Annotated in this window: 19 protein-coding genes; 7 read left to right on the top strand and 12 right to left on the bottom strand. The window is 73.6% G+C overall.

The features are described from left to right. Positions 1 to 231 precede the first annotated feature (231 nt). The 5 genes from ACN28G_RS02105 to ACN28G_RS02085 form a co-directional block, all read right to left on the bottom strand. A complete protein-coding gene (locus ACN28G_RS02105; RefSeq protein WP_091434903.1) occupies positions 232 to 570 on the bottom strand; it encodes a phospholipase in 339 nt (112 codons plus the stop codon). Between the two features lie 31 nt (positions 571 to 601). Next, positions 602 to 1990, bottom strand: coding sequence for a DUF4331 domain-containing protein (locus tag ACN28G_RS02100; protein ID WP_091434901.1), 1389 nt, complete (start codon positions 1988 to 1990; stop codon positions 602 to 604). 75 nt (positions 1991 to 2065) lie between these two features. Continuing rightward, positions 2066 to 2344 carry a hypothetical protein gene (locus ACN28G_RS02095; RefSeq protein ID WP_091445999.1) on the bottom strand — a complete coding sequence of 93 codons (279 nt, stop codon included), beginning with the start codon at positions 2342 to 2344 and terminating at the stop codon, positions 2066 to 2068. Between the two features lie 165 nt (positions 2345 to 2509). After that, positions 2510 to 5044: a bifunctional FO biosynthesis protein CofGH gene (locus ACN28G_RS02090; RefSeq protein ID WP_421478257.1), complete on the bottom strand. Its 2535-nt coding sequence runs from the start codon at positions 5042 to 5044 to the stop codon at positions 2510 to 2512. A gap of 148 nt (positions 5045 to 5192) precedes the next feature. Continuing rightward, positions 5193 to 6536, bottom strand: coding sequence for a hypothetical protein (locus tag ACN28G_RS02085; protein ID WP_091434896.1), 1344 nt, complete (start codon positions 6534 to 6536; stop codon positions 5193 to 5195). 104 nt (positions 6537 to 6640) lie between these two features. On the opposite strand from ACN28G_RS02085, the gene cofD reads away from it, so the two are divergent. The 3 genes from cofD to ACN28G_RS02070 are packed head-to-tail and all read left to right on the top strand — an operon-like array spanning position 6641 to position 9296. After that, positions 6641 to 7606 carry a 2-phospho-L-lactate transferase gene (gene cofD, locus ACN28G_RS02080; RefSeq protein WP_421478256.1) on the top strand — a complete coding sequence of 322 codons (966 nt, stop codon included), beginning with the start codon at positions 6641 to 6643 and terminating at the stop codon, positions 7604 to 7606. After that, a complete protein-coding gene (locus ACN28G_RS02075; protein WP_421478255.1) occupies positions 7603 to 8697 on the top strand; it encodes a coenzyme F420-0:L-glutamate ligase in 1095 nt (364 codons plus the stop codon). The genes cofD and ACN28G_RS02075 overlap by 4 nt, the downstream gene beginning before the upstream one ends. Next, complete coding sequence (locus ACN28G_RS02070) at positions 8694 to 9296, top strand: NUDIX hydrolase (RefSeq protein WP_421478254.1); 603 nt, start codon at positions 8694 to 8696, stop codon at positions 9294 to 9296. Before ACN28G_RS02075 ends, ACN28G_RS02070 begins: the two co-directional genes overlap by 4 nt. Positions 9297 to 9341: 45 nt before the next feature. Here the strand turns inward: ACN28G_RS02070 and ACN28G_RS02065 are convergent, their stop codons facing one another. Together ACN28G_RS02065 and ACN28G_RS02060 are read right to left on the bottom strand one after the other, a co-directional pair. After that, positions 9342 to 10433, bottom strand: a complete 1092-nt coding sequence (locus tag ACN28G_RS02065; RefSeq protein ID WP_421478253.1) for a mannose-1-phosphate guanylyltransferase — start codon at positions 10431 to 10433, stop codon at positions 9342 to 9344. Between the two features lie 63 nt (positions 10434 to 10496). Further along, a complete protein-coding gene (locus ACN28G_RS02060) occupies positions 10497 to 11642 on the bottom strand; it encodes a glycosyltransferase family 4 protein (protein WP_091434892.1) in 1146 nt (381 codons plus the stop codon). A 150-nt stretch (positions 11643 to 11792) separates the two neighbouring features. Here ACN28G_RS02060 and ACN28G_RS02055 point away from each other — a divergent pair, with 150 nt between their 5' ends. Next, positions 11793 to 12482, top strand: a complete 690-nt coding sequence (locus tag ACN28G_RS02055; protein WP_421478252.1) for a TIGR03089 family protein — start codon at positions 11793 to 11795, stop codon at positions 12480 to 12482. Positions 12483 to 12556: 74 nt separating this feature from the next. Here ACN28G_RS02055 and ACN28G_RS02050 read toward each other — a convergent pair whose 3' ends face one another. Continuing rightward, entirely contained in the window at positions 12557 to 14527 is a 1971-nt protein-coding gene (locus ACN28G_RS02050; protein ID WP_421478251.1) for an acetoacetate--CoA ligase, read from the bottom strand. A 236-nt stretch (positions 14528 to 14763) separates the two neighbouring features. Beyond that, a complete protein-coding gene (locus ACN28G_RS02045) occupies positions 14764 to 15279 on the bottom strand; it encodes an acyl-CoA thioesterase (RefSeq protein WP_091434885.1) in 516 nt (171 codons plus the stop codon). A gap of 23 nt (positions 15280 to 15302) precedes the next feature. Between ACN28G_RS02045 and ACN28G_RS02040 the strand changes: the two genes are divergently transcribed. Continuing rightward, the gene (locus ACN28G_RS02040) at positions 15303 to 15971 is read left to right on the top strand and encodes a hypothetical protein (protein ID WP_421478250.1); all 669 of its coding nucleotides are present in this window, start codon (positions 15303 to 15305) and stop codon (positions 15969 to 15971) included. A 40-nt stretch (positions 15972 to 16011) separates the two neighbouring features. Here ACN28G_RS02040 and ACN28G_RS02035 read toward each other — a convergent pair whose 3' ends face one another. Then, a complete protein-coding gene (locus tag ACN28G_RS02035; protein WP_421478249.1) occupies positions 16012 to 17175 on the bottom strand; it encodes an acyl-CoA dehydrogenase family protein in 1164 nt (387 codons plus the stop codon). Positions 17176 to 17421: 246 nt separating this feature from the next. Here ACN28G_RS02035 and ACN28G_RS02030 point away from each other — a divergent pair, with 246 nt between their 5' ends. Beyond that, positions 17422 to 18849 (top strand): UDP-glucose dehydrogenase family protein, encoded by a 1428-nt coding sequence (locus ACN28G_RS02030; RefSeq protein ID WP_091434879.1) that lies wholly within the window; start codon positions 17422 to 17424, stop codon positions 18847 to 18849. Positions 18850 to 19131: 282 nt separating this feature from the next. Continuing rightward, entirely contained in the window at positions 19132 to 24228 is a 5097-nt protein-coding gene (locus tag ACN28G_RS02025) for an SCO7613 C-terminal domain-containing membrane protein (protein WP_421478248.1), read from the top strand. Between the two features lie 140 nt (positions 24229 to 24368). On the opposite strand, the gene purE is transcribed toward ACN28G_RS02025, so the two are convergent. Both purE and ACN28G_RS02015 read right to left on the bottom strand, forming a co-directional pair. Continuing rightward, positions 24369 to 24839 (bottom strand): 5-(carboxyamino)imidazole ribonucleotide mutase, encoded by a 471-nt coding sequence (purE, locus tag ACN28G_RS02020; protein ID WP_091445990.1) that lies wholly within the window; start codon positions 24837 to 24839, stop codon positions 24369 to 24371. 61 nt (positions 24840 to 24900) lie between these two features. Continuing rightward, entirely contained in the window at positions 24901 to 26064 is a 1164-nt protein-coding gene (locus ACN28G_RS02015) for a 5-(carboxyamino)imidazole ribonucleotide synthase (RefSeq protein ID WP_421478247.1), read from the bottom strand. Positions 26065 to 26223: the final 159 nt, after the last annotated feature.

The raw sequence follows: 26223 nt of genomic DNA, 5'->3' as shown, positions 1-26223 counted from the left end.
ACCGCGCGTCGGCCCGCCGACACCAGGGACGGACCGGTCACGGCGGCCACCGGCACCCCCGGCCGGAGCCGTCGACGCGGGGCACCGACAAGCAACCCACCAAGATCAGTGATCTTGGTGGGCAAGAGTAACGCGAGCCGCCGACATCCGCGCACCGGAATCCGCCACACAGCACAGCGCCCCGTCCACATCGTGGACGGGGCGCTGTGGTTCGGAAACCGGTCGGGCAGCTCAGTGCGCCCCGGGCGGCGCGCTGGCGGGCCAGACGAACTCGGCGACGACACCCCCGGTGACCGAGATCGCGCCGGCCGGCGTGTCGTCGTCCCACCAGACGGTATAGCGGCCCGCCGGCAGGTCCGGATAGACCGCACTGTGGAACGTACCGTCGCGGACCCGCCGTTCCCGCACCGCCGAGTGGGTCCGGGGCTCGTCGGGCTGGTCGACCCGGCTCACCTCGATCTCGTGCCCGTGCCACTGCTGTCCGGTATAGATGATCAACGCGCCCGCATCGCCACCGATGTCGAGCACGACACTGCCGGTCTCCGAGGGTCCGTACCGGTGCTCGTGCACGATCTGCTCCTCTCCTGGCCGGTTCCGATCGTCAGGACGACGCCGGCGGGTTGTTGAACCCGTCGTACGGCGTACCCAGGTACGGGAAGTGCCCGAGCAGCGGAGCGGTGACGTCCGCCGCGCTGAGCCCGGGGGTCAGCGCGGCCGCCGCCTCGTCCGGCCGGAAGGTCTTGTCGACGAGCGGTACGGTGAGCCCGGCGATCGCCCGCAGCTCGATGCTGACCACGTCGTCGTCGACCCGACGGCCGTTCGGGAACCCGGCGAGGTCCCCGCCCAGCACGCCGAACCGGTTCGGTCGACGGCTCGGCGGGATGGCGGTGTTGAGCCGCAGCATGTCCGCCTGGACGTCACCCGTGGTGTTGGTGAACCCGTCGATCAACCCGGCCGGCACCCCGGTCAGCAGGATCGCGACCAGGTCCGCGCGGGGCTTGCCGGCCTTGTTGAGCCGGTCCAGGTTGGGAAACACCCCCGGGTAGAGCGCCGGGAGCAGGCCGGCCAACTCCGGCTTCTCCACGAACCCGACGAACCGCTTGTCCTCCGACGGCGGCAGCGAGTTCCACTTGTCCTTCTGTGCCATCGGCACGATGACCTCGTTGAACAGTGGGTTGCCCAGCCGGGACACCTGGACGAAGGGTCCGGCGGCGAGGTCGGGACCCGGGTCCAGCACCCGTACCTGCTGGCGGGAGGCCGAGGTCCAGACGCCGATCGTCGACGCCGGGTCGGCCACCGAGTACCGGTTGGCCTTGCGCCGGACCCTGCCCAGCGGCACCTGCAGCGCGATGCTGTGCACGTTCATCCGGTCGGTGGCGTTGACCGGCGTGCCCTCGTCCCGGAACAGCTTCTTGCCGGCGACGTGCAGCTGCTGGAACGGCCGGAGGGTGCCCAGGTCGAAGATCGCGCCGAGGTCGACGAAGAAGCCGTCCGCCCGCTGCCCGGCGAAGACCTTCTCCCCGGTGGAGAGCGCGAAGGTGGCCTGCCGGGCCAGCTTCGCGTAGTTCGGCGTGGACAGTGGCCCGACGTTGCAGGGCGGGCAGGGCAGCTTCTTGGCCAGCCGCTGCTCCCGGCCGTCGGCGATCCGGGTCAGACTGTAGAACTGCCGCCGGTTCCAGGTCTCGCTGTCGAGCGCGTCGATCGGACCGGTGTTGTAGAGGAAGCTGTTCGGGTTCGTGATCTCGGTGGTGAACTCGAACCGGTAGGTCACGTCGGGACGGCCGTCGCCGTCGTTGTCGATGTGGATCTCGTACCGCACGTCGTCGCCGAACTCGAAGAAGTTCGGGCCACCGGAGGGCAGCTGCAACGGCACGTAGTTGGCGATCAGCGTGACCGTGTCGGGTTTGTCGGGGCTGACGAAGGCGTACAGGTCGGCGCTGTCAGCGACCGGATCCTTGGCGATCTCCGGAGCCTCGCGGTGGGAAGACATGGGTGGACCAACCTCACTGGGCGTCGAACGGATCGGAAGCGGCGGGGGGCCACCAGCGGTGGCCGTACCTGAGGGTCAGCGACGGGCGGCGGCGCGGCGCAGCCGGTCGGCCAGGCCCCGGTCCCGCACCTCGACCTTGGACGTGCCGACGAAGATGTCCATCGTGCCCTTCTCGGCGTCGCGCAGATGCACGATGATCGGCTCACCCGACGCCTCGACGGCGTCGTTCTGGGTGGCGGCCGACAGGCCGGGCACCGCCAGCGCCGCCGCCCCGAGGGTCGCGCTCGCCGCTGCGGTCAACGTCTGACGGCGGGTCAGTCTGGGCAGACGCCACTTCGACTGGTCACTTCTCATGAGCACCCTTTCCGGCGGGCGACACGCGACACCCGCGCCAACGGGCGAAGGGATCCCAATGCCGCGGGTGCGGCGGGTCCTTCGTGGACACCCGGCGGCGGTCCTCGCCTCGACCGCCGCCGGCATCCAGTCGTACGGCCGGCGGCGGGAAAAGGTTCGATGTTCCTAGCGCGCGTGACGGTACGCGGTCGTACGCCTGCGCGCCGGCCGTCCGGCGGCCTGCGCGATGGCGACCAACTCCTGCTCGGTACGCGCCGAACCGTTGCCGGAACCGGCCATCCGGGAGATCGTCTCCTCCATCAGGGTGCCGCCCAGATCGTTGCAGCCGCCCCGCAGCAGCGCCGCCGTCCCGGCGTCGCCCAACTTGACCCAGGAACACTGGATGTTGTCGATCCGGCCGTGCAGCAGCAGCCGGGCCATCGCGTGCACCACCCGGTTCTCCCGCCAGGTCGGCCCCGGCCGGGCGATGCCGGCGAGGTAGATCGGCGCGTTGGTGTGCACGAACGGCAAGGCCACGAACTCGGTGAAACCGCCGGTACGGTCCTGCACCCCGGCCAGGACCCGGAAGTGCGCCAACCACTGATTGGGATGGTCGACGTGCCCGTACATCATCGTGGAGCTGGACCGGATGCCCAGCTCGTGGGCCGTGGCGACCACGTCGACCCAGGCGGCGGCGGGCAGTTTGCCCTTGGTCAGCACCCAGCGGACCTCGTCGTCGAGGATCTCGGCGGCGGTGCCGGGGATGGTGTCCAACCCGGCCTCGCGCAACTGGGTCAGCCACTGCCGGATCGGCACGCCGGCCTTGGCCGCCGCGGTGACGATCTCCATCGGGGAGAACGCGTGCACGTGCATGTCGGGCACCCGCGCCTTGATCGCCCGGACCAGGTCGGCGTAGATGGTCACCGGCAGCTTCGGATCGATCCCGCCCTGCAGGCAGACCTCGGTCGCACCGGCCGCCCGCGCCTGCTCGGCCCGGTCGGCGACCTGGTCGACGGAGAGCCGGTACGCGTCGGCGTCGCGCTCCCGCTGGGCGAAGGCGCAGAACCGGCAACCGACGTAACAGACGTTGCTGAAGTTGATATTGCGGTTGACCACGTAGGTGACGTCGTCGCCGACGGCGTCCCGCCGGGCGTCGTCGGCGAGCCGGCAGAGCTCGTCCAACGCCGGCCCGTCGGCGGCGAAGAGCGCCAGCGCCGCGTCGGTGTGCCGGGGTTCCAGCAGCGCCGCCGGGTCGTCGGCGGCCAGCCGCAGCCCGGTACGCAACGCCGGATCCCCCACCCCACCCCCCTGCTCCCGGGCCGCCGGGACCACCGGGCCGGCCGGGGTGACCCGCTCGGCGACCTCGGACCAGTCGCCGTAGACGTGGTCGAAGTCGCCGCGCCGGTCCTCGCTGCGGCCGGTGGTGTCGATGGTGGCATGCAGGTCGGTCCGCCCGCCGTAGGTCTCGTCCGGCTCCTGCCACGGCCGGCCCACCGGCCGCGCCGCCTCGACGGCCAGCCCGGTCTCCGGATCGGCCAACGCACGCACGTGCGGCAGCAGCCGTGGATCGAGCCACGGGTCACCGGCGCGGACGTACTCCGGGTAGATGGTCAGCCGCTCGCGCAGGGTGAAGCCGGCCCGGGCGGTGTGCCGGGCCAGCTCGTCGAGCTGCGGCCAGGGCCGCTCCGGGTTGACGTGGTCCGGGGTCAGCGGGGACACCCCGCCCCAGTCGTCGATCCCGGCATTGAGCAGCAGGTCGTACTCGCCGGCGATGAGGTTCGGCGGGGCCTGGATGCGGGCCTTCGGGCCGAGCAGCACCCGGGCCACCGCCACGGTGGCGGCCAGGTCGTGCAGTTCGGCGTCGGGCATGCCCCGCATCGCGGTGTCCGGCTTGGCCCGGAAGTTCTGCACGATCACCTCCTGGAGGTGGCCGTACCCGCGCTGCGCCCGGCGGATCGCGAAGATCGCGTCGACCCGCTCGGCGGCCGTCTCGCCGATGCCGATCAGGATGCCGGTGGTGAACGGCACGTTGACCCGGCCGGCGTCGTCGAGGACCCGCAGCCGGACCGCCGGCTCCTTGTCCGGCGAGCCGAAGTGCGGGCCACCCGGGGTGGACCACAGCCGGGTGGCGGTGGTCTCCAACATCATCCCCATGCTCGGCGCCACCGGCTTGAGCCGTTGCAGCTCGGACCAGGAGAGCACGCCGGGATTGAGGTGCGGCAACAGCCCGGTCTCCTCCAGCACCGCCACCGCGCAGGCCCGCAGGTAGTCGAGGGTGGAGTCGTAGCCGCGCTCGTCCAGCCAGCTCCGGGCCGCCGGCCAACGCTCCTCCGGCCGGTCACCGAGGGTGAACAGCGCCTCCTTGCAGCCCTGGTCGGCCCCGGCGCGGGCAATGGCCAGCACCTCGTCGCGGTCCAGGAAGGGCGCCGGCAACCGGTGCGGCACGGTGGCGAAGGTGCAGTAGTGGCAGCGGTCCCGGCAGAGCCGGGTCAGCGGGATGAAGACCTTCTTCGAGTACGTGACCACGCCGGGTCGCCCCGCCTCGCGCAGCCCGGCGTCCCGGATCCCGGCGGCGAGCCGGAGCAGCTCGGTCAGCTCGGTGTCCCGGGCGGCCAGCAGTGCGGTCGCCTCGGCCACGTCGAGCGTCCGCCCGGTCGCGGCCCGGTGCAGGGCCCGACGAATGCTCTGCACCGTCGGACCGGGCTCGGTGCGATCAACCATCGGCCCAGCCTATGCCCAGCCCGACCGGTCCTGTCGGCCCCGCCCACCCCCCGATCCGTGCCCACCGGGACGCCGGCCCCGGCCGGGGACATCCGGCGTCGGCCCGCTGGGCCTGCGGTGGATGTCCCGGCCGGGGCCGGTCGGACGGTCAGCGGGAGTCGGGCCGAGCGGTGAAGGGCTGGGTACGGTCGCTGTCGCTGTCGGTCCGGCCGATCGCCTCGGTCGGCTCCGCCGACTCCTGCCCGATCCGCTCGGTGGCATCCGCCGAGCCGGTACCCAACCGATCGGTCGCATCCGCCGAACCGGTGCCGATCGCCTCGGTCGCCGCCGTCTTCTCCTGAGCGATCCGCTCGGTGGCATCCGTCGAACCGGTACCCAACCGATCGGTCGCATCCGCCGAACCGGTGCCGATCGCCTCGGTCGCCGCCGTCTTCTCCTGAGCGATCCGCTCGGTCGCGTCCGCCGAACCGGTACGGAACTGCTCGGTGGCCTCGGCGGGCGCGGCCCGGAACTGCTCGGTGGCCTCCGCCGGCGGCTGCCCGCCGGTCTCGGTCGGGTGGTGCGGCTGCCGGGGGATGGCCTGGGTCGGGTCCGCCGAGGGCGGCTGCCCGAAGGGCGGGGCCGGCACCGGCGGCGCGGGCGCGGACGACGTGGTCGGCCAACCAGCCGACGGCTGCCCACCGAACGACGGTGCGGACTGCGGCTGACCCGGCTGTCCACCGAACGGCGGTGCGGACTGCGGCTGGCCACCGAACGGCGGTGCGGACTGCGGAGCACCGGGCTGCCCGCCGAACGGCGGTGCGGACTGCGGCTGGGCCGGCTGCCCGCCGAAGGAGGGAGCGGACGGTGCGCCGAACGGCGGGGCCGAGGCGGGATTGGGCGGGTAGCCGTACTGGCCGGCGGGCGGGTAACCACCCGGCTGGCCGGTGCCGGGCTGACCGGGCGCGCCCGGGTACTGCCCCCACCCGGGCTGGGGCTGACCGTAGACGCCGGGCTCGGCCTGCGGCTTCGGCACGTGGTAGAGGTTGCGCCAGACCCGGTAGACCACGAACGCGCCGAACGCGAGCAGCGCCAGCCAGGCCGTCCGGGTGAGCATGCCGAGCAGGGCGTCCAGGACCTCGGCGGCGGCCAGCCGGCCGACGGTCCAGATCAGGAAGGTCAGTCCGCCGAGCAGCACGCTGAACCCGTACTGGGCCAGGGCCACCTGGACGATCAACTTCGCCTTCGGCAGGACCGGCTGGACGTGGGTGGCCAGCAGCACCGCGAGCACCGGCAGCACGGCGGCCTCAAGGCCCACGAAGGTGAAGTAGTTCTGGCCGGCCCGAGCGGTGAAGTCGCCGTATCCGGTCGGGGCCAGCAGGCGGATCAGTCCGACGAAGAGCAGAACCGCGTTCGCGCCGAGGAGCACGAACGCGCCGAGTTCGCGTAACGGCTTGGTCAGCTGGCTGGCCTGTGGCGCGTCGGGCGACGCGGACCCGGCGGGGCTGGTCACGGGCTCCCCCTAGAAGGGCGTGGATGGACGAATGGTTGCGGACGTGAGCCTAGTCTCCCCACGCGAGCGCGGGCCGGGGACGTCGGTGCGCGAGGATGGACCTCATGCACATCGTGGTTCTGGCGGGTGGCATCGGTGGGGCCCGCTTCCTGCTCGGCGTCCGGGCGTACGCCCGGGAGGTCGGTGCCGAGGTGACCGCCGTGGTCAACGTCGGCGACGACCTGTTCCTGCACGGGTTGAAGATCTGTCCCGACCTGGACAGCGTCCTGTACACCCTCGGTGGGGGCGCCGATCCGGAGCGGGGCTGGGGCCGGGTCGACGAGACCTGGACGGTCTCGGCCGAGCTGGCCGCCTATGGTGCCCAACCGACCTGGTTCGGCCTCGGTGACCGGGATGTCGCCACCCACCTGGTCCGCACCACGATGCTCAACGCCGGGTACCCCCTGCACGCGGTGACCGAGGCGCTGGCCGGTCGCTGGCAGCCGGGCGTACGGCTGCTGCCGGCGACCGACGACCGGCTGGAGACCCACGCGGTGGTCAGCGGCGACGGCACCGACGGGAGCGGGACGGGCCAGCGGGCCATCCACTTCCAGGAGTGGTGGGTGCGGCACCGCGCCATGATCGACACGCACCGTTTCGTCTTCGTCGGTGCCGACACCGCGAAGCCGGCACCCGGCGTGCTGGAGGCGCTCGGTTCCGCCGACGCGGTGCTGATCGCGCCGAGCAACCCGGTGGTGAGCATCGCCCCGGTGCTGGCCGTGCCGGGGCTGCGCGAGGCGGTCGCCGACGGGCCGGCCCCGGTCGTCGGCGTCTCACCGATCATCGGTGGCGCGCCGGTACGCGGCATGGCCGACCGGTGCCTGGCGGTGCTCGGGGTCGAGTGCAGCGCCGCCGGGGTGGGCCGGCTCTACGGCGGGCGGGGCTCCGGTGGTCTGCTGGACGGCTGGCTGGTCGCCGAGGAGGACGCCGGCACGGTGGTGCCGGGGGTGACGGTCCGGGCCGCCCCGCTGCGGATGACCGACGAGGAGGCGACCGCGCAGATGGTACGGGCCGCATTGGAGTTGGCGTGAGACTGGAGATCCTGCCGGTGCTGGGCATCGGCGACGTGACCGAGGGCGACGACCTGGCGACGATGATCGGCAACGCCGCGCCCTGGCTACGCGACGGCGACGTGCTGGTGGTGACCAGCAAGATCGTGTCGAAGGCGGAGGGGCGGTTGGTCGACGTGCCGGCCGACGGCCCGGAGCGGATCGCCGCCCGCGACGAGGTGCTGGCCGCCGAGACCGCCCGGGTGGTGGCGACCCGGGGGGCGACCCGGATCGTGCAGACCCATCACGGTTTCGTGCTGGCCGCCGCCGGGATCGACGCCTCGAACGTGGCCAAGACCCGGCTGGTGCTGCTGCCGGTGGACCCGGACGCCTCGGCTCGGGCGTTGCGCGCCGCCCTGCGCCAGCGGTACGACCTCGACGTCGCGGTGATCGTCAGCGACACGATGGGCCGACCGTGGCGCAACGGGCTGACCGACGTGGCGCTCGGGGTGGCCGGGATGGCGGCGCTGCGCGACCACCGGGGGGAGGTCGACCCGTACGGCAACGAGCTGAGCCTGACCCAGATGGCGGTGGTGGACGAGTTGGCCGGCGCGGCCGAACTGGTCAAGGGCAAGTGCGACCAGGTGCCGGTCGCGGTGGTCCGGGGTTACCTCAACGCGACCCGTACCGACGCCGACCCCGACGCCGGTGCGTCAACGCTGATCCGCGACGCCGCGCTCGACCTGTTCTCGCTGGGCACCGCCGAGGCGAAGGCGGCCGGCCTGCGCCAGGCGGCCACCCTGCCCGACCGCCACGAGGCGGCACCTGTCGACCCGGCCGCGGTCCGACGCGCGATCGCCGTGGTCGCCGACTCGGTCGCCCCCGGCACGACCTTCACCCTGGTCACCGACGACCAGGTACGCGCCGAGCTGGTCGCCGCCGTGCCTGGCTGGCCGGCCGGGGCGGCCACCCTGGTGCTGGGCTCGCCGGCCACCCCGGTGGAACCGGCCGACCTGATCCGGTTCGGTGCCGACCTGCAGCGGCTACGGACCGCGCTGGCGGCCGAGCAGGTGTCGTCCGTGCTGCTGCCCCCGCCCGCGGGCAGCACCGCCAGCGCCGCCCTCGCCCTGTGAGCGGGGCACTGCCGGTGGAGCCGGCCGGGTCGGCGTACCTCGACCTGCACGCCGACGCCGTGGCGCTGCTGACCGGCTGGGAGCCGACCAGCCCGAGCGCCGCCGTGGGCCGCGACCGTACCCTCGGCCTGCTCACCGCCGGTCCGTCGGCGCTGGGTCGGGCCCACCGGGTCGGCCACGTCACCGCCAGCGCGCTGGTGCTGGACCCGACCGGCTCCCGGGTGCTGCTCTGCCTGCACGGCAAGCTGCGTCGGTGGGTGCAGCTCGGCGGACACTGCGAACCCGGCGACCGTACGCTGGCCGGCGCGGCGTTGCGGGAGGCCACCGAGGAGTCCGGGATCGACGGCCTGCGCGTCGACCCCGTCCCCATCGACGTGGACATCCACCCGGTGCGCTGTGGTGGCGAATCGGCGCACTACGACGTGCGTTTCGCGGTCCTCGCGCCGCCCGGGGCGGTGGAGCGGGTGAGTGCCGAGTCCGAGGCGTTGGGCTGGTTCCCCCCGGACCGGCTGCCCCGGCCGCTGGCCAACGCGACCGCCCAGCTGGTCGCCCCGGCCCTGGCCACCCTGACCCGGGCCACCTTCCACCGGCCGCGCTGAGCCTGCGGGTCCCGGGCCGGCCCGACCGGGGCCGACCGGGCAACCTCAGATCAGGGCTTCCTCGCCGCGCTGCTTCAGCTCGTCGACGAGCGCCTTGACGTCCTGGGCGCGCTCGCGTGGGCAGACCAGCACCGCGTCGGCGGTGTCCACCACGATCGTGTCCCGCATGCCCAGCACGCTCACCAGCCGGCCGGACTGGGAGACCACCACCAGACCGCTGCTGTCGCGCAGCAGCACGTCCGCCTTGGCGTCGGTGCCGAGCACCACGTTGCCGGCCGGGTCGGTGGGCAGCACGTCACCGAGGGTGTGGAAGTCACCCACGTCGTTCCAGCCGAAGTCACCGGGCACCGTGGCCACCCGGCCGGCCGCCGCCGCACCCTCCATCACCGCGTAGTCCACGGAGATCTTCGGCAGGGTCGGCCAGACCCGGCCCAGCTCCTCGTCCTGCGCCGGGGTGCCCCAGGCGGCGGCGATCGCGGTGACGCCCGCGTACAGGTCGGGCTGCTGGCGGGCCAGCTCGGCCAGGAACACGTCGACCCGCCAGACGAACATGCTGGCGTTCCAGAGGTGGTGCCCGGAGCGCAGGTACGCCTCGGCGACCTCGACGGCGGGCTTCTCCTTGAACTCGGCCACCGGACGCAGTGGACCGTCGCCCACCGGGTCACCGGTCTGCAGGTAGCCGTAGCCGGTCTCGGGCCGGGTCGGGGTGATGCCCACGGTCATCAGCAGCCCCTGCTCGGCGCCGTGGACCGCCTCCCGCACGGTCTGCGCCCAGCGCTGCGGATCGCCGATCACGTGGTCGGCGGCGAAGGACCCCATCACCGCCTCCGGGTCCCGGGTCGCGATCACCGCGGCGGCCAGCGCGATGGCCGCGCAGGAGTCCCGGGGCGAGGGCTCCACCAGGATGTTCTCCTCCGGCAGCTGGGTCAGCTGCCGGGCGACCGCCGTGGCGTGCGCCACCCCGGTCACCACCAACGTGCGCTCGGGCGTGCTCAGTGGAGCCAACCGGCGCACCGTCTCCTGCAGCAGGGAGGCCGACGAGCCGGTGAGCGGGTGGAGGAACTTGGGGTGGCCGGCGCGGGACAACGGCCACAACCTCGTGCCGCTGCCACCCGCCGGAATGACGGCGTAGAGCATCAGCACATCATGCCCGAACCGCCACGCTAGGGACGAAGCCTCGCGGGCACCGCCAGTGAAGTCTCAGGAACGGGCCCGGCTCCACGCCGCGATGTGCACCTCGGCGCTGGACGCCCAGGTGAACTCCTTGGCCCGGTCGAACCCGGCCTTGGCCAGGGTGAGCCGGCGCTGCTCGTCGTCGAGGAGCGCGGCCAGGTCGGTGGCGATCTGGTCCGGCGCCTCGCTGGTGTAGGCGACCGCGTCGCCACCGACCTCCGGCAGGGAGAGCCGGGGCGTGGTGAGCACCGGGGTGGCGCAGGCCATCGCCTCCAGGATGGGCAGCCCGAAACCCTCCCCGTAGGACGGGTAGGCCGCCACCAGCGCGCCGCCGAGGAAGCCGGGCAGGTCGGCGTAGCGCAGGTAGCCCGGCCGCAACAGCCGCAGGTGCGACGGGACCTCGGCGACCGCCCGGTCGATGTCGTCGTCGTGGCCCTGCCCGCCGGCGAGCACCAGCGCCGGCGGATCCGGCCGGTCACCCACCGCGCGGGCCCAACCCCGGATCAGATTGGGTACGTTCTTGCGCGGCTCCTTGGCCCCGAGGAAGGCGACGTAGCTGCTGCCGCCCAGCCCCAGTCGGGCCCGGACCCGGGCCTTCTCCTCCTCGCTGGGGGCGTGGAAGGCGGTGTGGTCCACCCCGTGGTAGGCGACGTCGATCCGGGTCGGGTCGGCGTCCAGCAGCCGGATCAGCTCGTCGCGGGTGGCCTTGCTCGGCACGATCACCCGCTCGGCCCGACGCAACGAGGTCTTGATCGCGCTGCGGAAGAAGGTCCGCCGGGACTTGTCGTAGTGCTCCGGCTCGGTGAAGAAGGTGGCGTCGTGCACGGTGACCGTCACCGGACAGCCGGCCCGCAGCGGACAGGTGTAGAAGGGCGAGTGCAGCACCTGGGCACCCACCTGCTGGGCCAGCAGCGGCAGCCCGGTCTGCTCCCAGGCCAGCCGGGCGGGCCGGTGGGCCACCGCGGCGGGGGCGGGGACGATCTCCGCGCCGGGCAGCATCCGGGTGTAACGCTCCAGGTCGGTGCGGAGGCTGACCACGGCCAGGTCCACCCCCGAACCGCAGACCTTGCCGAGGGCACCGAGCAGGCCATCGACGTATCGACCGACGCCACCACGGTCGGCCGGGACACTCGTGGCGTCGATCAGTACGCGGGGCGGACGGCCGGGGGTCACGGGGCGACTCCTAGAACTTCGCTGATGTGTGGAACAACACTCCGGGCAAGCCTACGCCGCCGCGCGGTACGGGTGCTGACTGCGACCCGACCGTACGCCGACTTGTCGTTGTCAACGAGTACGGCCGGCGGCGGCGTATCGTTCGCGACGATGGCCGACAACATTGCCCGGGTGTTCGCCGACGCGATCGCAGCCGACCCCGCCCGCCCCCTGCTGACCTGGTACGACGACGCCACCGGCGAGCGCACCGAGATCTCCGGCGCCACCGCGGCGAACTGGGTGGCCAAGACGGCCAACCTGCTCGTCGACGAGGTGGCGGTAACCGAGGGTGATCTGGTCGCCGTCCTGCTCCCCCCGCACTGGCAGACCGCGGCGGTGCTGCTCGGCTGCTGGTCGGCCCGGCTGAGCGTGCTGCCCCGACCAGGTCCGGTCGAGGTGCTCTTCGCCGCCGTCGACCGGGTCACCGAGGCGGACGCCTGGCCGGCCGGCGAACGGTACGCCCTCGCGCTGGACCCGTTCGCCCGGCCGCTGCGGCAGGTGCCGCCCGGCTTCGCCGACTACGTGAGCGAGGTACGGGTGCACGGCGACCACTTCACCCCGTACCCGGATGGTGGTCCGGACGACGCGGCGCTGCTGGCCCGCGCGGCCGATCGGGCCGATCAGCTCGGGCTCGGCCCCGGCGACCGGGTGCTGGTCGACGCGGCGGCCCACCCGGACCCGGTGGACTGGCTGCTGGCCCCGCTCACGGTGGCCGCCAGCGTGGTGCTCTGCGGCAACCTCGACCCGGCCCGGCTGGCCGCCCGCGCCGAGACCGAGAAGACCACCCACACCCTGACCTGACCCCGGCGGCGGCCCGGATCGCGGCGCGACCCGGGCCGGACCCGGGCGGGTTCAACCGGACCCGGGGCGGCGGTTCAGCCGGTGACCGCCCGGCGCTGGGCGAGGGCGGCGAAGGCGGTCAGCGACTCCGGGTTGACCAGGGCGCCGGTGGCGGCGGCCCGGTCGACCGGCACCCCGGTGAGGATCTTCTTGACCGGGACCTCCAGCTTCTTCGCCGACAGGGTGCGGGGCACCGCCCGGACCTGGTGGATCTCGTCGGGCACGTGCCGGGGCGACAACGCGGTACGCAGCTCGCGGCTGATCTTCCGACGCAGCTCGTCGTCCAGGGTCAGCCCCTCGCCGAGGACCACGAAGAGCAGCAGCTCACCGGCGCCGCCCTGGTCGTCCTCCAGGTGCACCACCACCGAGTCGACCACCTCGGGCAGGCCCTCGACCACCGAGTAGAACTCGGCGGTGCCGAGCCGGACGCCGCCCCGGTTGAGGGTGGCGTCGGAACGACCGGTGATCACACAGCCGCCCCGGTCGTTGATGGTGATCCAGTCGCCGTGCCGCCACACCCCGGGATAGTGGTCGAAGTACGCCTCCCGGTAGCGGACGCCGTCCGGGTCGTTCCAGAAGCCGACAGGCATGCTCGGCATCGGCGCGGTGATCACCAGCTCGCCCAGCTCACCGAGGACCGGCGTGCCGTCGGCCGACCGGGCCTCCACCCTCGCGCCGAGCGCCCGGCAGGTGATCTCCCCGGCGTACACCGGCAGCAGCGGGACCCCGCCGACGAACCCGGTGCAGACGTCGGTGCCGCCGGACAGCGACTGCAGTTGCAGGTCGTCGCCGACCGCCTCGTACACCCAGGCGAAGCCCTCGGCGGGCAGCGGCGCGCCGGTCGAGCCGACCCCGCGCAACCTGCTGAGGTCGGCGGTCTCGCGCGGCACCAACCCGGCCTTGCGGCAGGCCAGCAGGTACGGCGCGGAGGTGCCGAAGTAGGTGGTGCCGGTCTCCTCGGCCAGCCGCCAGAGCCCGCCCAGGTCGGGGTGGCCCGGGTTGCCGTCGAAGAGCACGATCGTCGCGCCCACCGCCGGGCCGGAGGCCAGGAAGTTCCACATCATCCAGCCGGTGGTGGTGAACCAGAAGAACCGGTCCGCCGGACCCAGATCGTGGTGCAGCGCCAGCATCTTGAGATGCTCCAGCAGGATCCCCCCGTGCCCGTGCACGATCGGCTTGGGCAGCCCGGTGGTGCCGGAGGAGTAGAGCACGTAGAGCGGATGGTCGAACGGCACCGGGGTTAAGGCCAACGGCTCGTCGGTCGCCGCCGCCAACTCGGCCCAGGTAAGCGTCTCCGCCGGCGGCGGGCCGGCCGGGTCCAGGTACGGGACCCAGACGGTGTGCCGCAGCGACGGCAGCGCGGCCCGGATCGCGGCCACCTCGGCGCGCCGGTCCACCGGCTTCTCGCCGTACCGGTAGCCGTCCACGGCGACCAGGACCGCCGGCTCGATCTGCTGCCAGCGGTCGACGACGCTGCGGGTGCCGAACTCGGGCGCGCAGGACGAGAAGACCGCACCCAGACTGGCGGTGGCCAGCAGCAGCACGTACGTCTCACCGATGTTGGGGGCGTAGGCGGCCACCCGGTCGCCGGGGCCGACACCGAGCCGGCGCAGCCCGGCCGCCACCCGGCGAACCTGCTCGCGCAGGCCGGCGGCGGTCAGGGTGACCGCCGGGCGGGTCTGGCCGTGCGCCACCACCACCGGGTCGTCGTCGGCCCGACCGGGCATCCGCAGCACGTTCTCGGCGTAGTTCAGCCGGGCCCCGGGGAACCAGCGGGCACCAGGCATCGCCGGATCGGTGAGTGTGGCCGTCGGCGGGGTGTGCGCGACCACCTCGAAGTGGTCCCAGATCGAACGCCAGAAGGCGTCCAGGTCGTCGACCGACCACTGCCACAACGCGTGGTAGTCGGCGAACTCCAGCCCCCGGTGCTCGGCCAGCCAGCGCAGGTACGCCCCGATCCGGGACCGCTCGCGTACGTCCGCCGGCGGCGTCCACAACACGTCCATGCCGCCATCCTGCCCCACCCCACCCCTCCCTCCCCAACTGCAAGGAAGGGCCCCCTGTTAACGCCTTTTGTATAGCGGGGTTCCCCTCTCACCCCGGCGACCCGCGCGGAGCCGGCCGGGACGGCGGCACGGGGGCCGGGACGACGGCGCGGGGGCCGAGACCGCGGCGCGGGGGCCGAGACCGCGGCGCGGGGGCCGAGACCGCGGCGCGGGGGCCGGGGCGGCGGCGCGAGAGGTCAGGTGGCGCGGTGGGCCTGGATGGCGCGGCGGCGGGCCAGCCGGTGGGCGCGGCGGATCTCGGCCTCCCGGTACCGCCGCTCGTCCTGCGGGGTCTCCGGCAGGACCGGCCGGACCGCCCGGGGCGCGCCGCCCGCGTCGACCCCGACGAAGACCAGGTACGCCGTGGCGACTCGGACCGCCTCGTCCTCGGCCGAGTCCCACCGCTCGGCCACCACCCGGACCCCGACCTCCATCGAGGTCTGCCCGGTCCAGTTGACCTGGGCGTGCGCGTGCACCAGGTCGCCGACCCGGACCGCCTCGGAGAAGACGATCTCGTCGATCGCGGCGGTGACGGCGGTGCCTCCGCTGTGCCGGGCCGCGGCGGCTCCGGCGACGTCATCGACGAACTTCATCAGTACCCCACCGTGTACCGTCCCGTACAGGTTGACATCGACCGCCGTCATGATGCGGCTCAGCGTCACCCGGGAGTACGACGTCGGTTTACCCGGCGCGGCAGAGAAGTGCTCCGTCATGGCGGAAACGGTACGGTGCGCGGATGCGACATCTGTGGAGCCTTCTCGGTGGGCTGGTGGTGGCACCGGTCACCTGGGTCCTGGTCACCCTCGGGCAGGACGGGTCCGCCCGGACCGTCGACCGCTGGGTGCAGGTAGGTACCTTCAACACCGCCAACCTGATCGAGCCCGCCGTCTACCTGGGCGTCGCCGGGATCCTGCTCGGTCTGCTCGGCACACTGCGCGTCTCACCGCTCGGCCCGCTGGTGGCCGGGCTGCTGCTCGTCACCCCGTACGTCGGCATGTTCGTGGTCCCGTTCGAGGTCCGAGAGCGGATCCCGGACGGCTGGCGGATCCTGGGCGATCCGCTGCCCCTGGAACTGCCGGTGCAGAACGGCACCCTGTTCCTGCTGGGCCTGATGCTGCTGATGGCCACCTTCAGCGGGCAACGGTGGCGGCGCTGGCCCAGGCCGACGGTGCTGCCCGCGCCCGCGCCCGTGCCGGCGACGGCCGAGCCGGAGCCGACGACAACCCAGACCCAGGAGTACGACTGGCCGGCGAGCCCCTCGTACGACCGGGACACCAACCCGCCGACCCTCGGGTACCCCGACGACACACCTACCGAGCCGCTGCCCCGGCGCACCGGCAACTCACCCTGGTCGGCGCCGCCACGCGCACCGCGCCGATCCGACGACACCCTGGACGACATCTGAGCCGTGGCGGGCCGATGGGGCGGCCCGCCACCGACCCGGGTCAGTCCTTGAGGAGTTGCCTGGCCATGACGATGCGTTGGACCTGGTTGGTGCCCTCGTAGATTTGGGTGATCTTGGCGTCGCGCATCATGCGTTCGACGGGGTAGTCGCGGGTGTAGCCGTAGCCGCCGAGGATCTGTACGGCGTCGGTGGTGATCGCCATGGCGGCGTCGGAGGCGAAGCACTTGGCCGCCGCGCCGAAGTAGGTCAGGTCGGCGTCGCCGCGTTCGGACTTCCCGGCGGCGGCGTACGTCAACTGTCGGGCCGCCTCCAGTTTCATGCCCATGTCGGCGAGCATGAACTGGATGCCCTGGAACTCGGCGATGGCCTTGCCGAACTGCTGGCGTTCGGCGGCGTACGCCTTGGCGTAGTCGAGGGCGCCCTGGGCGATGCCGACGGCCTGGGCGGCGATGGTGACCCGGGTGTGGTCCAGGGTCCGCATGGCGGTGCCGAAACCGGTGCCGGGTTCGCCGATGATGCGGTCGGCGGGGATCCGGACGTTGTCGAGGTAGACCTCGCGGGTGGGTGAGCCCTTGATGCCGAGTTTCTTCTCCGGTGCGCCGAAGCTGACCCCCGGATCGGACTTCTCGACCACGAAGGCCGAGATGCCCCGGGACCTGGCGGCCGGGTCGGTGACGGCGAAGACCGTGTAGTACTCCGAGACACCGGCGTTGGTGATCCACCGCTTGACCCCGTTGAGCACCCAGTGGTCGCCGTCGCGGACGGCCCGGGTGGTCATCGACGCGGCGTCACTGCCGGCCTCCGGCTCGGACAGGCAGTACGAGAACATCGCCTCGCCCGCCGCCACCGGGGTCAGGTACCGCCGCTTCAGCTCCTCCGAGCCGGCCAGCAGCAGCGGCATCGTGCCCAGCTTGTTGACCGCGGGGATCAACGAGGACGACGCGCAGGCGCGGGCCACCTCCTCGATGACGATCGCGGTGGCCAGGGCGTCGGCACCCGCGCCGCCGTACTCGACGGGCACGTGCGGGGCGTGGAAGTCGGCGGCCCGCAACGCCTCGTAGGAGGCCTGCGGGAACTCACCAGTCTCGTCGGCCGCAGCAGCACCGGGGGCCACCTTCGCCGCACAGACCTCACGGACCGCAGCCCGGATCGCCTCGTGCTCCTCGGGCAGCCGGTAGACGTCGAACGGTTCCTCTGCGGCCATGTCGGCCCCCTCCCCTTCACCGCTATCATGCGCAGTCGGCGCCGTGGCCGGCCCCGTCGACCGCGCAGAATGAAGGATAGCGACCATGCTTCAGGTGATCCTTACCGCCGCGTAGGCTCGTCCTGATGCCGTCGGCGCGCGCCGCCGACCCCCACCACGATCCACAACTTTCTTGGTGCCCCGGACAGGCGCCCAGCCGAACGCGACGCAAACCAAGCGCCGCCAGTGCGAGCGGAGAAGACAGGCGTGACGATCCCGTACCCGAACACCCAGCCGATGCCGGCGATCGCCGCGGTGACACCGCCGTCCGGCGCGTCCCGGCCCCGGGTGACCTTCCTCGGCACCGGGTACCTGGGCGCGACCTACGCCATCTGCTACGCCGAACTCGGCTACGAGGTGCTCGGTTTCGACGTCGACGCCGACAAGATCGCCAAGCTCAACGCCGGTGACGTGCCGATCCACGAGCCCGGCCTGGACGAGCTGCTCAAGCGCAACCTGGCCGCCGGCCGGCTGCGGTTCAGCACCGACATCGCCGAGACCGCCGACTTCGGTGACGTGCACTTCATCTGCGTGGGCACCCCGCAGCGCGCCGACGGCATGGGCGCCGACCTGTCGTACGTCGAGGCGTCGGTGACCGGCCTGGCCCAGCACCTGACCCGCAAGGCCCTGATCGTCGGCAAGTCGACGGTGCCGGTGGGCACCGCCGAGTGGGTCGAGCAGCTGGTCGGCAAGCACACCCCGGATGACCTCGGCGTCGAGGTGGCGTGGAGCCCGGAGTTCCTCCAGGAGGGCTTCGCCGTCGACGACGTGCTGCGCCCCAACCGGATCGTGGTCGGGGTCAAGAGCGAGTGGGCCAACGGCATGCTCTACGCCGCCCACAAGGGGGTCTTCGACCTGGCCGCCACCGAGGACCGCGAGGTGCCCCTGGTGGTCACCGACTTCGCCACCGCCGAGCTGGTAAAGGTCGCCGCGAACGCCTTCCTGGCCACCAAGATCTCCTTCATCAACGCGATGGCCGAGGTCTGCGAGGCCTCCGGCGGCGACGTCACCCAGCTGGCCCGGGCCATCGGGTACGACCCCCGGATCGGCAACCGCTTCCTCCAGGCCGGGCTCGGCTTCGGCGGGGCCTGCCTGCCCAAGGACATCCGGGCCTTCCAGGCGCGGGCCCAGGAGCTGGGCGCCGGGGAGGCGCTGCGGTTCCTGCACGAGGTCGACCTGATCAACCTGCGTCGGCGTACCCGGGTCCTGCATCTCGCCGCCGACCTGCTCGGTCGCCGCGCCGGCCCGGCGGGCCCGGACCTCTCCGGGACCCGGATCGCGGTGCTCGGGGCCACCTTCAAGCCCAACACCGACGACGTCCGGGACGCCCCCGCCCTGTCGGTCGCCGCGCTGCTGCAGAAGGCCGGCGCGGACGTGCACGTCTTCGACCCGCAGGGGATCGAGAACGCCCGCCGGGCGGTGCCGGAGCTGAGCTACGAGCACAGCATGACCGACGCCGTCACCGGTGCCGACCTGGTCTGTGTGCTCACCGAGTGGGCCGACTTCCGCAACGCCGACCCGATCGTCCTCGGCGAGTTGGTGAACGGACGGCGGGTCGTCGACGGTCGCAACTGCCTCGACTCCGCCCTCTGGACCCAGGCCGGCTGGGAGTACCGGGGCCTCGGCCGCCCCTGAGACCTGCCCCGCCCCGCTCCCCAGGGTCTGGGCGGCTGTTTCCTGGAAGTAGTGGTCTCACCCCCTGGTGAGGCCACTATTTCCTGCTTTCTGGCGTGCCTTCCCCGAGAGGGAGGCTTCGCCTCTCCCGGGAGGGGCGTGCCCTCTCCCGGGAGAGGGGGCGTGGCCGGGGACGAAGGATTCCGATCGACCACGCGGCGACGGGTGTCGAGATCAGCGCCGGGTTTGGCATGCTGCGACAGTGGAAGTCCACAGTGCGGGCCAGCCGGGTGGAGGGGTGTCGTGCAGACCTTTCAGTGCTCCTCGTGCGGCAGGGAGATCAAAGCCGCCGCCCACTGCCCGCACTGCGGGGCCGACCAGCCACAGTGGGCCGGGCACCTGGCGGAGGTGGAGCGGTCGATCGCGGAGATGAAGGCCCGGGAGGCCGCCATCGCCGCCGAGCAGCGGCAGATCGCCCAGAAGATGCAGGCCGCGCTCTTCCAGCGGGACATCCTCGCGCACGCCGGTGAACAACCGGGCAAGCAGGGCGTCCGGCCGCGGCGGGTCCGGCGCGGCCGGGCGGGCGGCACCACCGGCAGGGCCCACAGAGCCGGCACGAGCGGTAAGGCCGGCACGAGCGGTGCCGCCGCCGGGCCGGTCGGCACGCCACCCCGGACCGGTGGGACGTCGCCCGGCGGGCGCAACACGTCCCCCGGCAGGACCGATACACCCACCGGCGGGGCGGGGCGGGTGCCCCAGCAGGCCGGGGCACCGACCGCCGGCGCGACGACGGAGACCACCGGCACCAGAAGCCCGGGTACGCCCCCACGGGTGCCCCGGCAGGGCCCCACGGTCGCGCCCCCACCGGAGGACCCGCCGCTGTCCCGGGCCACCTGGCTGGACGCCGACGACCCGGAGCACCCGCCGGAGGCCTCCTCCCGGGAGGTACAGAACATCCCCCTCGGGTTGAGCGCGTTGGTGCTCGGGGTGGCCGCGGTGGTCTTCGCGGTGCTGGGGACCAGCTCGATGGGGGCGCTGGGCCGGCTCGGGGTGCTGCTGGTCGCCACGGTGCTGATGCTGCTCGCGCCGCCGGTACTGGCCCGCCGGGGCCTCACCTCCACCGCCGAGACCATCGCGGCGGTCGGGCTGCTCCTGCTGCCGCTGGCCGGGTACGCCCTCTGGGCCGTGGACCGGATCGGCTCCGGCGCCGTCTCCGGCGCGCTCTTCGCCGCCCTGGTCCTCGGCGGCACCGCCGGGTGCAGCCTGGCGTACGCGCGGTGGACCGGGCTGCGGGTGCCGCGTTTCACCACCGTGCTGGCCGCGCAACCGGTGGTGCCACTGCTGGCGTACGACTGGATCAGCGGGCCGGTGGGCTGGGCGCTGGTGCTGACCGTGGTCGCCGCGGTGGACCTCTGGCTGGCCCGGTCCCCGCTGACCGTCGAACGACCCGTACGCCAGGACCTCGCCGACCGGTACCCACCGCTGACGATGCCGACCGAGGGCCGCCCCGAGACGGCGCAGGAGGAGACCGGCGAGGTCCTCGGGGCCGGGCCCACCCGCCCCCGGATGACCACCGGCCCGGCCCGACCGGTACCGGGGCTGCGGGAGTTGACCTTCACGCTGCACGGCGTCGCGATCGCGGTGGCGCTGGCGTACGCGGTCACCGGCCTGTTGCGCGCCGACACGGTGCCGGCCGCCGCCGGGGCCGGGATGGCGCTGCTGCTGGCCGCGGTGGTCTGCCTGGCCGGCACCCTGACCCTGCGCCAGCCGCCGCTGCCGGACCTCGGCGCGGGCATCGTCACGCTCGCGGTGATCGCCGCGTTCAGCCGGGTGGCCGCGGTGGCCCTGCCCGGCCGGGCGGTCCTGCTGATCGCGGCGGTGATCGCGCTGACCGGGCTCGCCGTGCGGGCGGTACCCGAGGCGGCCCGGCGCGGCCCGCAGCTCGCCTCGGCCGCGGCGCTGACGGTCTGCGGCGTCCTGGTCGCCGTCGACGCGGTACGCGCCGGCCTCGCACCGGTCCGCGCCGCCCTGCCGGCCTGGGCGGCCGACCTGGACCGGTACCCCGGTGAGCTGGCCGCCGCCGTCGGCCCGGCCGCCTGGCAGCTGCCGGCCGCCGCGCTGCTGCTGACGGTGGCCGCCGTACTGGCCCTGCCGGTGCCGATCCGCCGGGAGTTCGCCGTGGTGGGGGCGGCGTTGACTGCGCTGGCCGTACCGGCGGCCTTCGGTCTGGGTTGGTCGGCCGCGCCCTGGCCGATGGTGCTGGCGGCGGTCGGCATCGGGGCGCTCGGGCTGAGCACCACGACGGAGCGGTCCGCGCTGGCACACGTGGTCACCGCGGCCGTCGTGGGCGCGGCGGGCGCCGGGGCGTCGCTGGCCCGACCGGGGCTGACCAGCGCGGTGTTGCTGGCGCTCTGCCTGGCCGGCATCGCGGTGGCGTTGGCCCCGCGCTACCGGATGACCCCGGCCGGCACCGGAACGGTCGCCGCGTGGGCCGCCGGCGGTGCGGCGTTCGCCCTGCCCGGGTCGGTCGCCGCGTTCGTCGCCGCCAACATCGTCGTCGATCCCACGCCGACCCCGGCGAGCGTGCGGGAGATGACCGTGCCGGTGCTGGCCGCCAGCTTCCTGGCGGTCTGTGTCACCCTCGGCTACGCCGCGGTGGTCCAGGTGTCCCAGCGGCACATCCCCACACCCCTGGCCGCCGGCGCCGGACTGGGCGCCCTGGTCGTCGGCGCCACCGCGGTGGTGGCACCCGGGCGAACCGCGGCCGACCTGTGGGTGGGCGTACTGGTGCTGGCCACCACGGCCCTGGTGGTCCTCGCCCCGTCGATCGACGCGAGTCGCCGTTCCGACGCCTCGGTGGACGGTGCCGACCTCGCCCTCGCCGCGGTGACCACGACGCTGGTCGCCACCATGGTCCGGATCGCGGCGGTGCTCACCCCGGGTGGTCAGCTCGTGGTCGCCGCCGTGCTGGTCCTGGTGATCGCGGTCGCCGCCCGGGCGATGCCGGTGGAGTGGCGACGGGGCCCCATCCTCGGGGTGGCCGTCGGCGGCGTCCTGATCGGCGTGCTCGCCGGCTGGTCGGCGGTGCGCGGCGGGTTCGGGGTGCTGGCCACGCCGGGCCCGATCTGGTCCGGTGACCTGACCAACTGGCCGGCCGCGCCGACCGGCGGTTCGACCTGGCAGGCGCCGGTCGCGCTGGCGCTGCTGGCGGTCGCCGCCGCGGTGCTGCTACCACCGCCCTGGCGGTACGACGTGTCGGGCGGCGCGGCCGTGCTCGCCACGATCGCCGTACCGGCTGCCTTCGGGTTGCCGTGGTGGTCGCCGGTCCTGGTCGGCATTATGGTCGCCACCGGTTTCGCGATGGCCGCGGTGGCCACCGTGGACCCCCGGGCCGGGCTCTCCCGGGCGCTGCTGGCCGGCCTGCTCTGCCTGTACGCGGCCGGCGCCGGGCTGGTCCGGCCGTGGACCACCGCCCTCGCCCTGGGCAGCATCGTGCTGCTCGGTGTGGCGGTCGCCGTGGTGGCCCGGGTCCAGGCCAGTTGGCAGGTGAACGACCTGACGACCGAGGGCATGCCGCCGCACCTGGTCCAGATCGGCGGTGCCGCCGCCGGTGCCGCCCTGCTGGCCACCCCTGGCGCGGTCGCCGCGCTGGCCGCCGAGTTCGGTCGCTCGCCCCAGGTCATCCTCACCTCGGCGCTGGCCGCGACCAGCCTCGGGCTGGTCGCGTTGGGCACGGTCCGCGACCGGGTGCCGCAGTACCTGCCGTACGGCAGCGGCGCGGTCGCCGGTGGTGCGACGATCACCGCGCTGGCGGCGATCCCCGTCGGCCTGCCCGTCGGCGTGTACGCCGCCGCCGCGGCGCTGCTCGGGGTACTCGCCGAACTGCTCCGCGCGGCCACCGCACCACCTGCCGAGTCGGCCCGGCCGGTCCGCCGCTGGTCGGTCCGGTTCGACGGGGCGCTGCGCCGGGACCCGGACGATCCGGTGCTGCGCTGGCGGGTCAGCCCCGCCGCCGGGGCGCTCGCCGCCGCCACGGTGCCGATCCTGCTGGCGCTCTACTCGATCGGGCCGGCCCTGGTGATGGCGTTGGTGCAGCCGTACCGGACGCTGTCGGCGACCTGGCAGGGGCCACCACCGGAGCTGCTCAGCGTGCCGCCGGCCGCCGCCGACCCGACCCACGTGCTGACCACGCTGCTGCTCACCGTCACCGCCGCGCTGGCCGCCGTCGGCTTCAGCGACGGACGCCGGTCCCGGGCCGTACCGGTGATCCTGCCCGGGATCGGCGTCACGCTGCTGATCGCGCCGATCGCCCTCGGACAGCCCTGGCCGGCCAGCGCGTTGGCCGGACTCGCGGTCTTCACCATCTCGATGCTCGGCCTGGCGCTGACCCCACCGCCGCCGCCCGCCGAGCGGGCCCGCTCGCTGCGGTGGGCCCGGGTGCTGGTGTTCGGCCTCGGGCTGGCCGCCGGCGGCGCCGGACTGGCGGCCGGACTGGCCACCCAGGAGCTGACGTTGTTCGTCCTCGGCGGCGGCGCGGCGGTGGGCCTGGTCGCGGCCATCTTCGGCACCACCGGACGGGCCCGGATCCTGGGCTGGCTCTTCGCCTCGCTCAAGGCCCAACTCTTCGTGCTCACCCTCGGGCTGGCCGCCGGCTTCCCGGCGGTCTGGTCCGCGTTCGGGGTGCTGGCGGTGGGGGCGGCCCTGCAGGTGCTCGCGGTGACGCTGCCCCGGTTGCGTCGCCCCGAGGCGCAGCGCGAGGCGGCCACCGTCGAGTGGAGCGGGTTCGCCGCGGCACTCATCGCGCTGGCCCTGGCCTTCGACTCGCCCCGACACATCGCCGGCCTGCTCGCCGCCTGGGGCGCGGTCCTCGGAGTGGCGGCCACCAGGCCCGGCCGCCGGCCGACCGAACGGCGCATCCTGTTCTGGGCGGTGGTGCTCTGCGAGATCACCGCCTGGTGGATCCTGATGCGGGTCGCCGACGTGGCCCTGCCGGAGGCGTACACCCTGCCGTTCGCCCTGCTCGCCCTCCTGGTCGGGCTCCTGGAGCTGCGGCAGCGGGCGGACCTGAGCAGCTGGGTGGCGTACGGTCCGGCGCTGGTCGCCGCCTTCGTACCCACCCTGGCGATCGTGCTGGCCACCGACACCAGCCTGATGCGCCAGGTGCTGCTGCTGCTCGGCGCGGTGGCCGTGCTGGTCTTCGGCTCGACCAGTCAGCAGCAGGCACCGGTGATCATCGGGGCGGTGGTGACCGCGATCGCCGCACTGCACGCGTTGTTCAGCCTCGGCCCGTGGCTGGTGCTGATCCCGGTCGGACTGGTGCTACTGGTCCTGGGCGCGAGCAACGAACGCCGCCGCCGCGCCCAGGAACGCCTCCAGACCGCCCTACGCGGCATGCGCTGATGAGGGTGTAAGGAAGGGCCCCCTGTTAACGCTTTCGGTATAGCGGGGTACCCCTCTCACCAGCCGGAGGCCAGCCCGACGCGAAGCCGAGGCCGTGCGGAAGGCAGGGCCGTGCGGAAGGCAGGGTGGGGCGGGTGGGGTCAGGCCAGGGAGGCGCGCAGGGTGGCGTCCTTCTCGGCGACCAACTGCTCCAGGTCTGCCTGGTAGGTCGCCATCCGGTCCAGCAGGGCCCGGTCGGCGGCGGCCAGGATGCGTACCGCGAGCAGGCCGGCGTTGCGGGCGTTGCCGATGGAGACGGTGGCCACCGGCACCCCGGCGGGCATCTGCACGATCGACAGCAGCGAGTCCATCCCGTCGAGATGCTTCAACGGCACCGGTACGCCGATCACCGGCAGCGGGGTCACCGAGGCGACCATGCCGGGCAGGGCCGCCGCGCCACCCGCCCCGGCGATGATCACCTTGATCCCCCGGTCAGCGGCGGCCCGGCCGTACTCGATCATCTTGACCGGGGTCCGGTGCGCCGAGATCACGTGCACCTCGTAGGCGACCCCGAACTCGTCAAGCGCCTCGGCGGCGGCCCGCATCGTCGGCCAGTCCGAGTCGCTGCCCATGATCAGTCCGACCGTACTGGCGGTCGGCAGTCCCTCGTCGGCGACCCCGACGTTGGCAAGCTCACTCACTGGTTCCCTCTCGCAGCCAGCGGGCGGCCCGCGCGGCCCGCGCCCGTACGTCGTCGAGCTCGTCACCGAGCACCGTCACGTGCCCGATCTTGCGACCGGGACGCACCTGCTTGCCGTACAGGTGGACCTTGGCCCCCGGCTCGGCGGCGAAGAGGTGGTGCAACCGCTCGTCGACGGAGATCCCACCCGGCTCACCACCGAGCACGTTCGCCATCACCACCACCGGGGCGGTCAGCGCGGTGTCCCCCATCGGGTAGTCCAGGACCGCCCGCAGGTGCTGCTCGAACTGCGAGGTCCGGGCCCCCTCGATGGTCCAGTGCCCCGAGTTGTGCGGTCGCATCGCCAGCTCGTTGACGACCAGGCCGGCCGGGGTCTCGAAGAGCTCCACCGCGAGCAGGCCGACCACCCCGAGCGCGGTGGCCAGGTCGATGGCGAGCTGCTGGGCGGCGACCGCCACCTCCTCGGCCAACCCGGGGGCCGGGGCCAGCACCTCGACGCAGACGCCGTCGACCTGCACGGTCTCCACCACCGGGTACGCCGCCACCTGGCCGAACGGCGAGCGGGCCACCTGCACGGCCAGCTCGCGGCGCAGCCGTACCCGCTCCTCGACGATCAGCCGGGTCCCGCCGGCCAGCAGGGTGCCGGCCAGCTCGGTTGCCTGTGCGGCGTCGTCGACCAGCCAGACGCCCCGGCCGTCATACCCGCCCCGGGCGGCCTTGAGCACCACCGGCCAGCCCTGCTCGGTGCCGAAGGCGACGAGGTCGGCCGGCTCGGTGACCGGCTGCCACACCGGGTTCGGCGCGCCCAGCGCGCCGAGGCGTTCCCGCATGATCCGCTTGTCCTGCGCGTGCAGCAGGGCGTCAGCCGGCGGAAAGAGCTTCACCCCCTCGGCGGCGAGCAGCCGGATGTGCTCCGTCGGCACGTGCTCGTGGTCGAAGGTGACCACGTCGCAGCTCTTGGCGAAGGTACGCAGCGCGGCGAGGTCGGTGTGGTCGCCGTACTGCACGTCGGCGGCGACCAGGGCGGCACCATCGTCGGGCGACTGCGCGAGCACGCGCAGCGACTGACCGAGGGCGATCGCGGCCTGGTGGGTCATCCGGGCCAGCTGGCCGCCCCCCACCATGCCGACAACAGGCAGACCGGTTCGGGTATCCATCTCGGCCGCCAGCCTAACCGCGCGCTCCGGTACCCCCCTCTCGCCCCCCGCCCCCCGCAGTCCGCATCACGCCAGACCGCGCCGCGCCGGACGGGCCGCGCCGGACGGGCCGCGCCGGACGGGGCCGCGCCGGACGGGCGGTCGGTCGGGCGGTAAGAA

This window comes from Micromonospora sp. WMMA1923 (assembly GCF_049179195.1).
Taxonomy (GTDB): Bacteria; Actinomycetota; Actinomycetes; order Mycobacteriales; family Micromonosporaceae; genus Micromonospora; species Micromonospora yangpuensis.
Note: the sequence above shows the minus strand (reverse complement) of the source record. Positions and strands in the feature narration are given on the sequence as shown.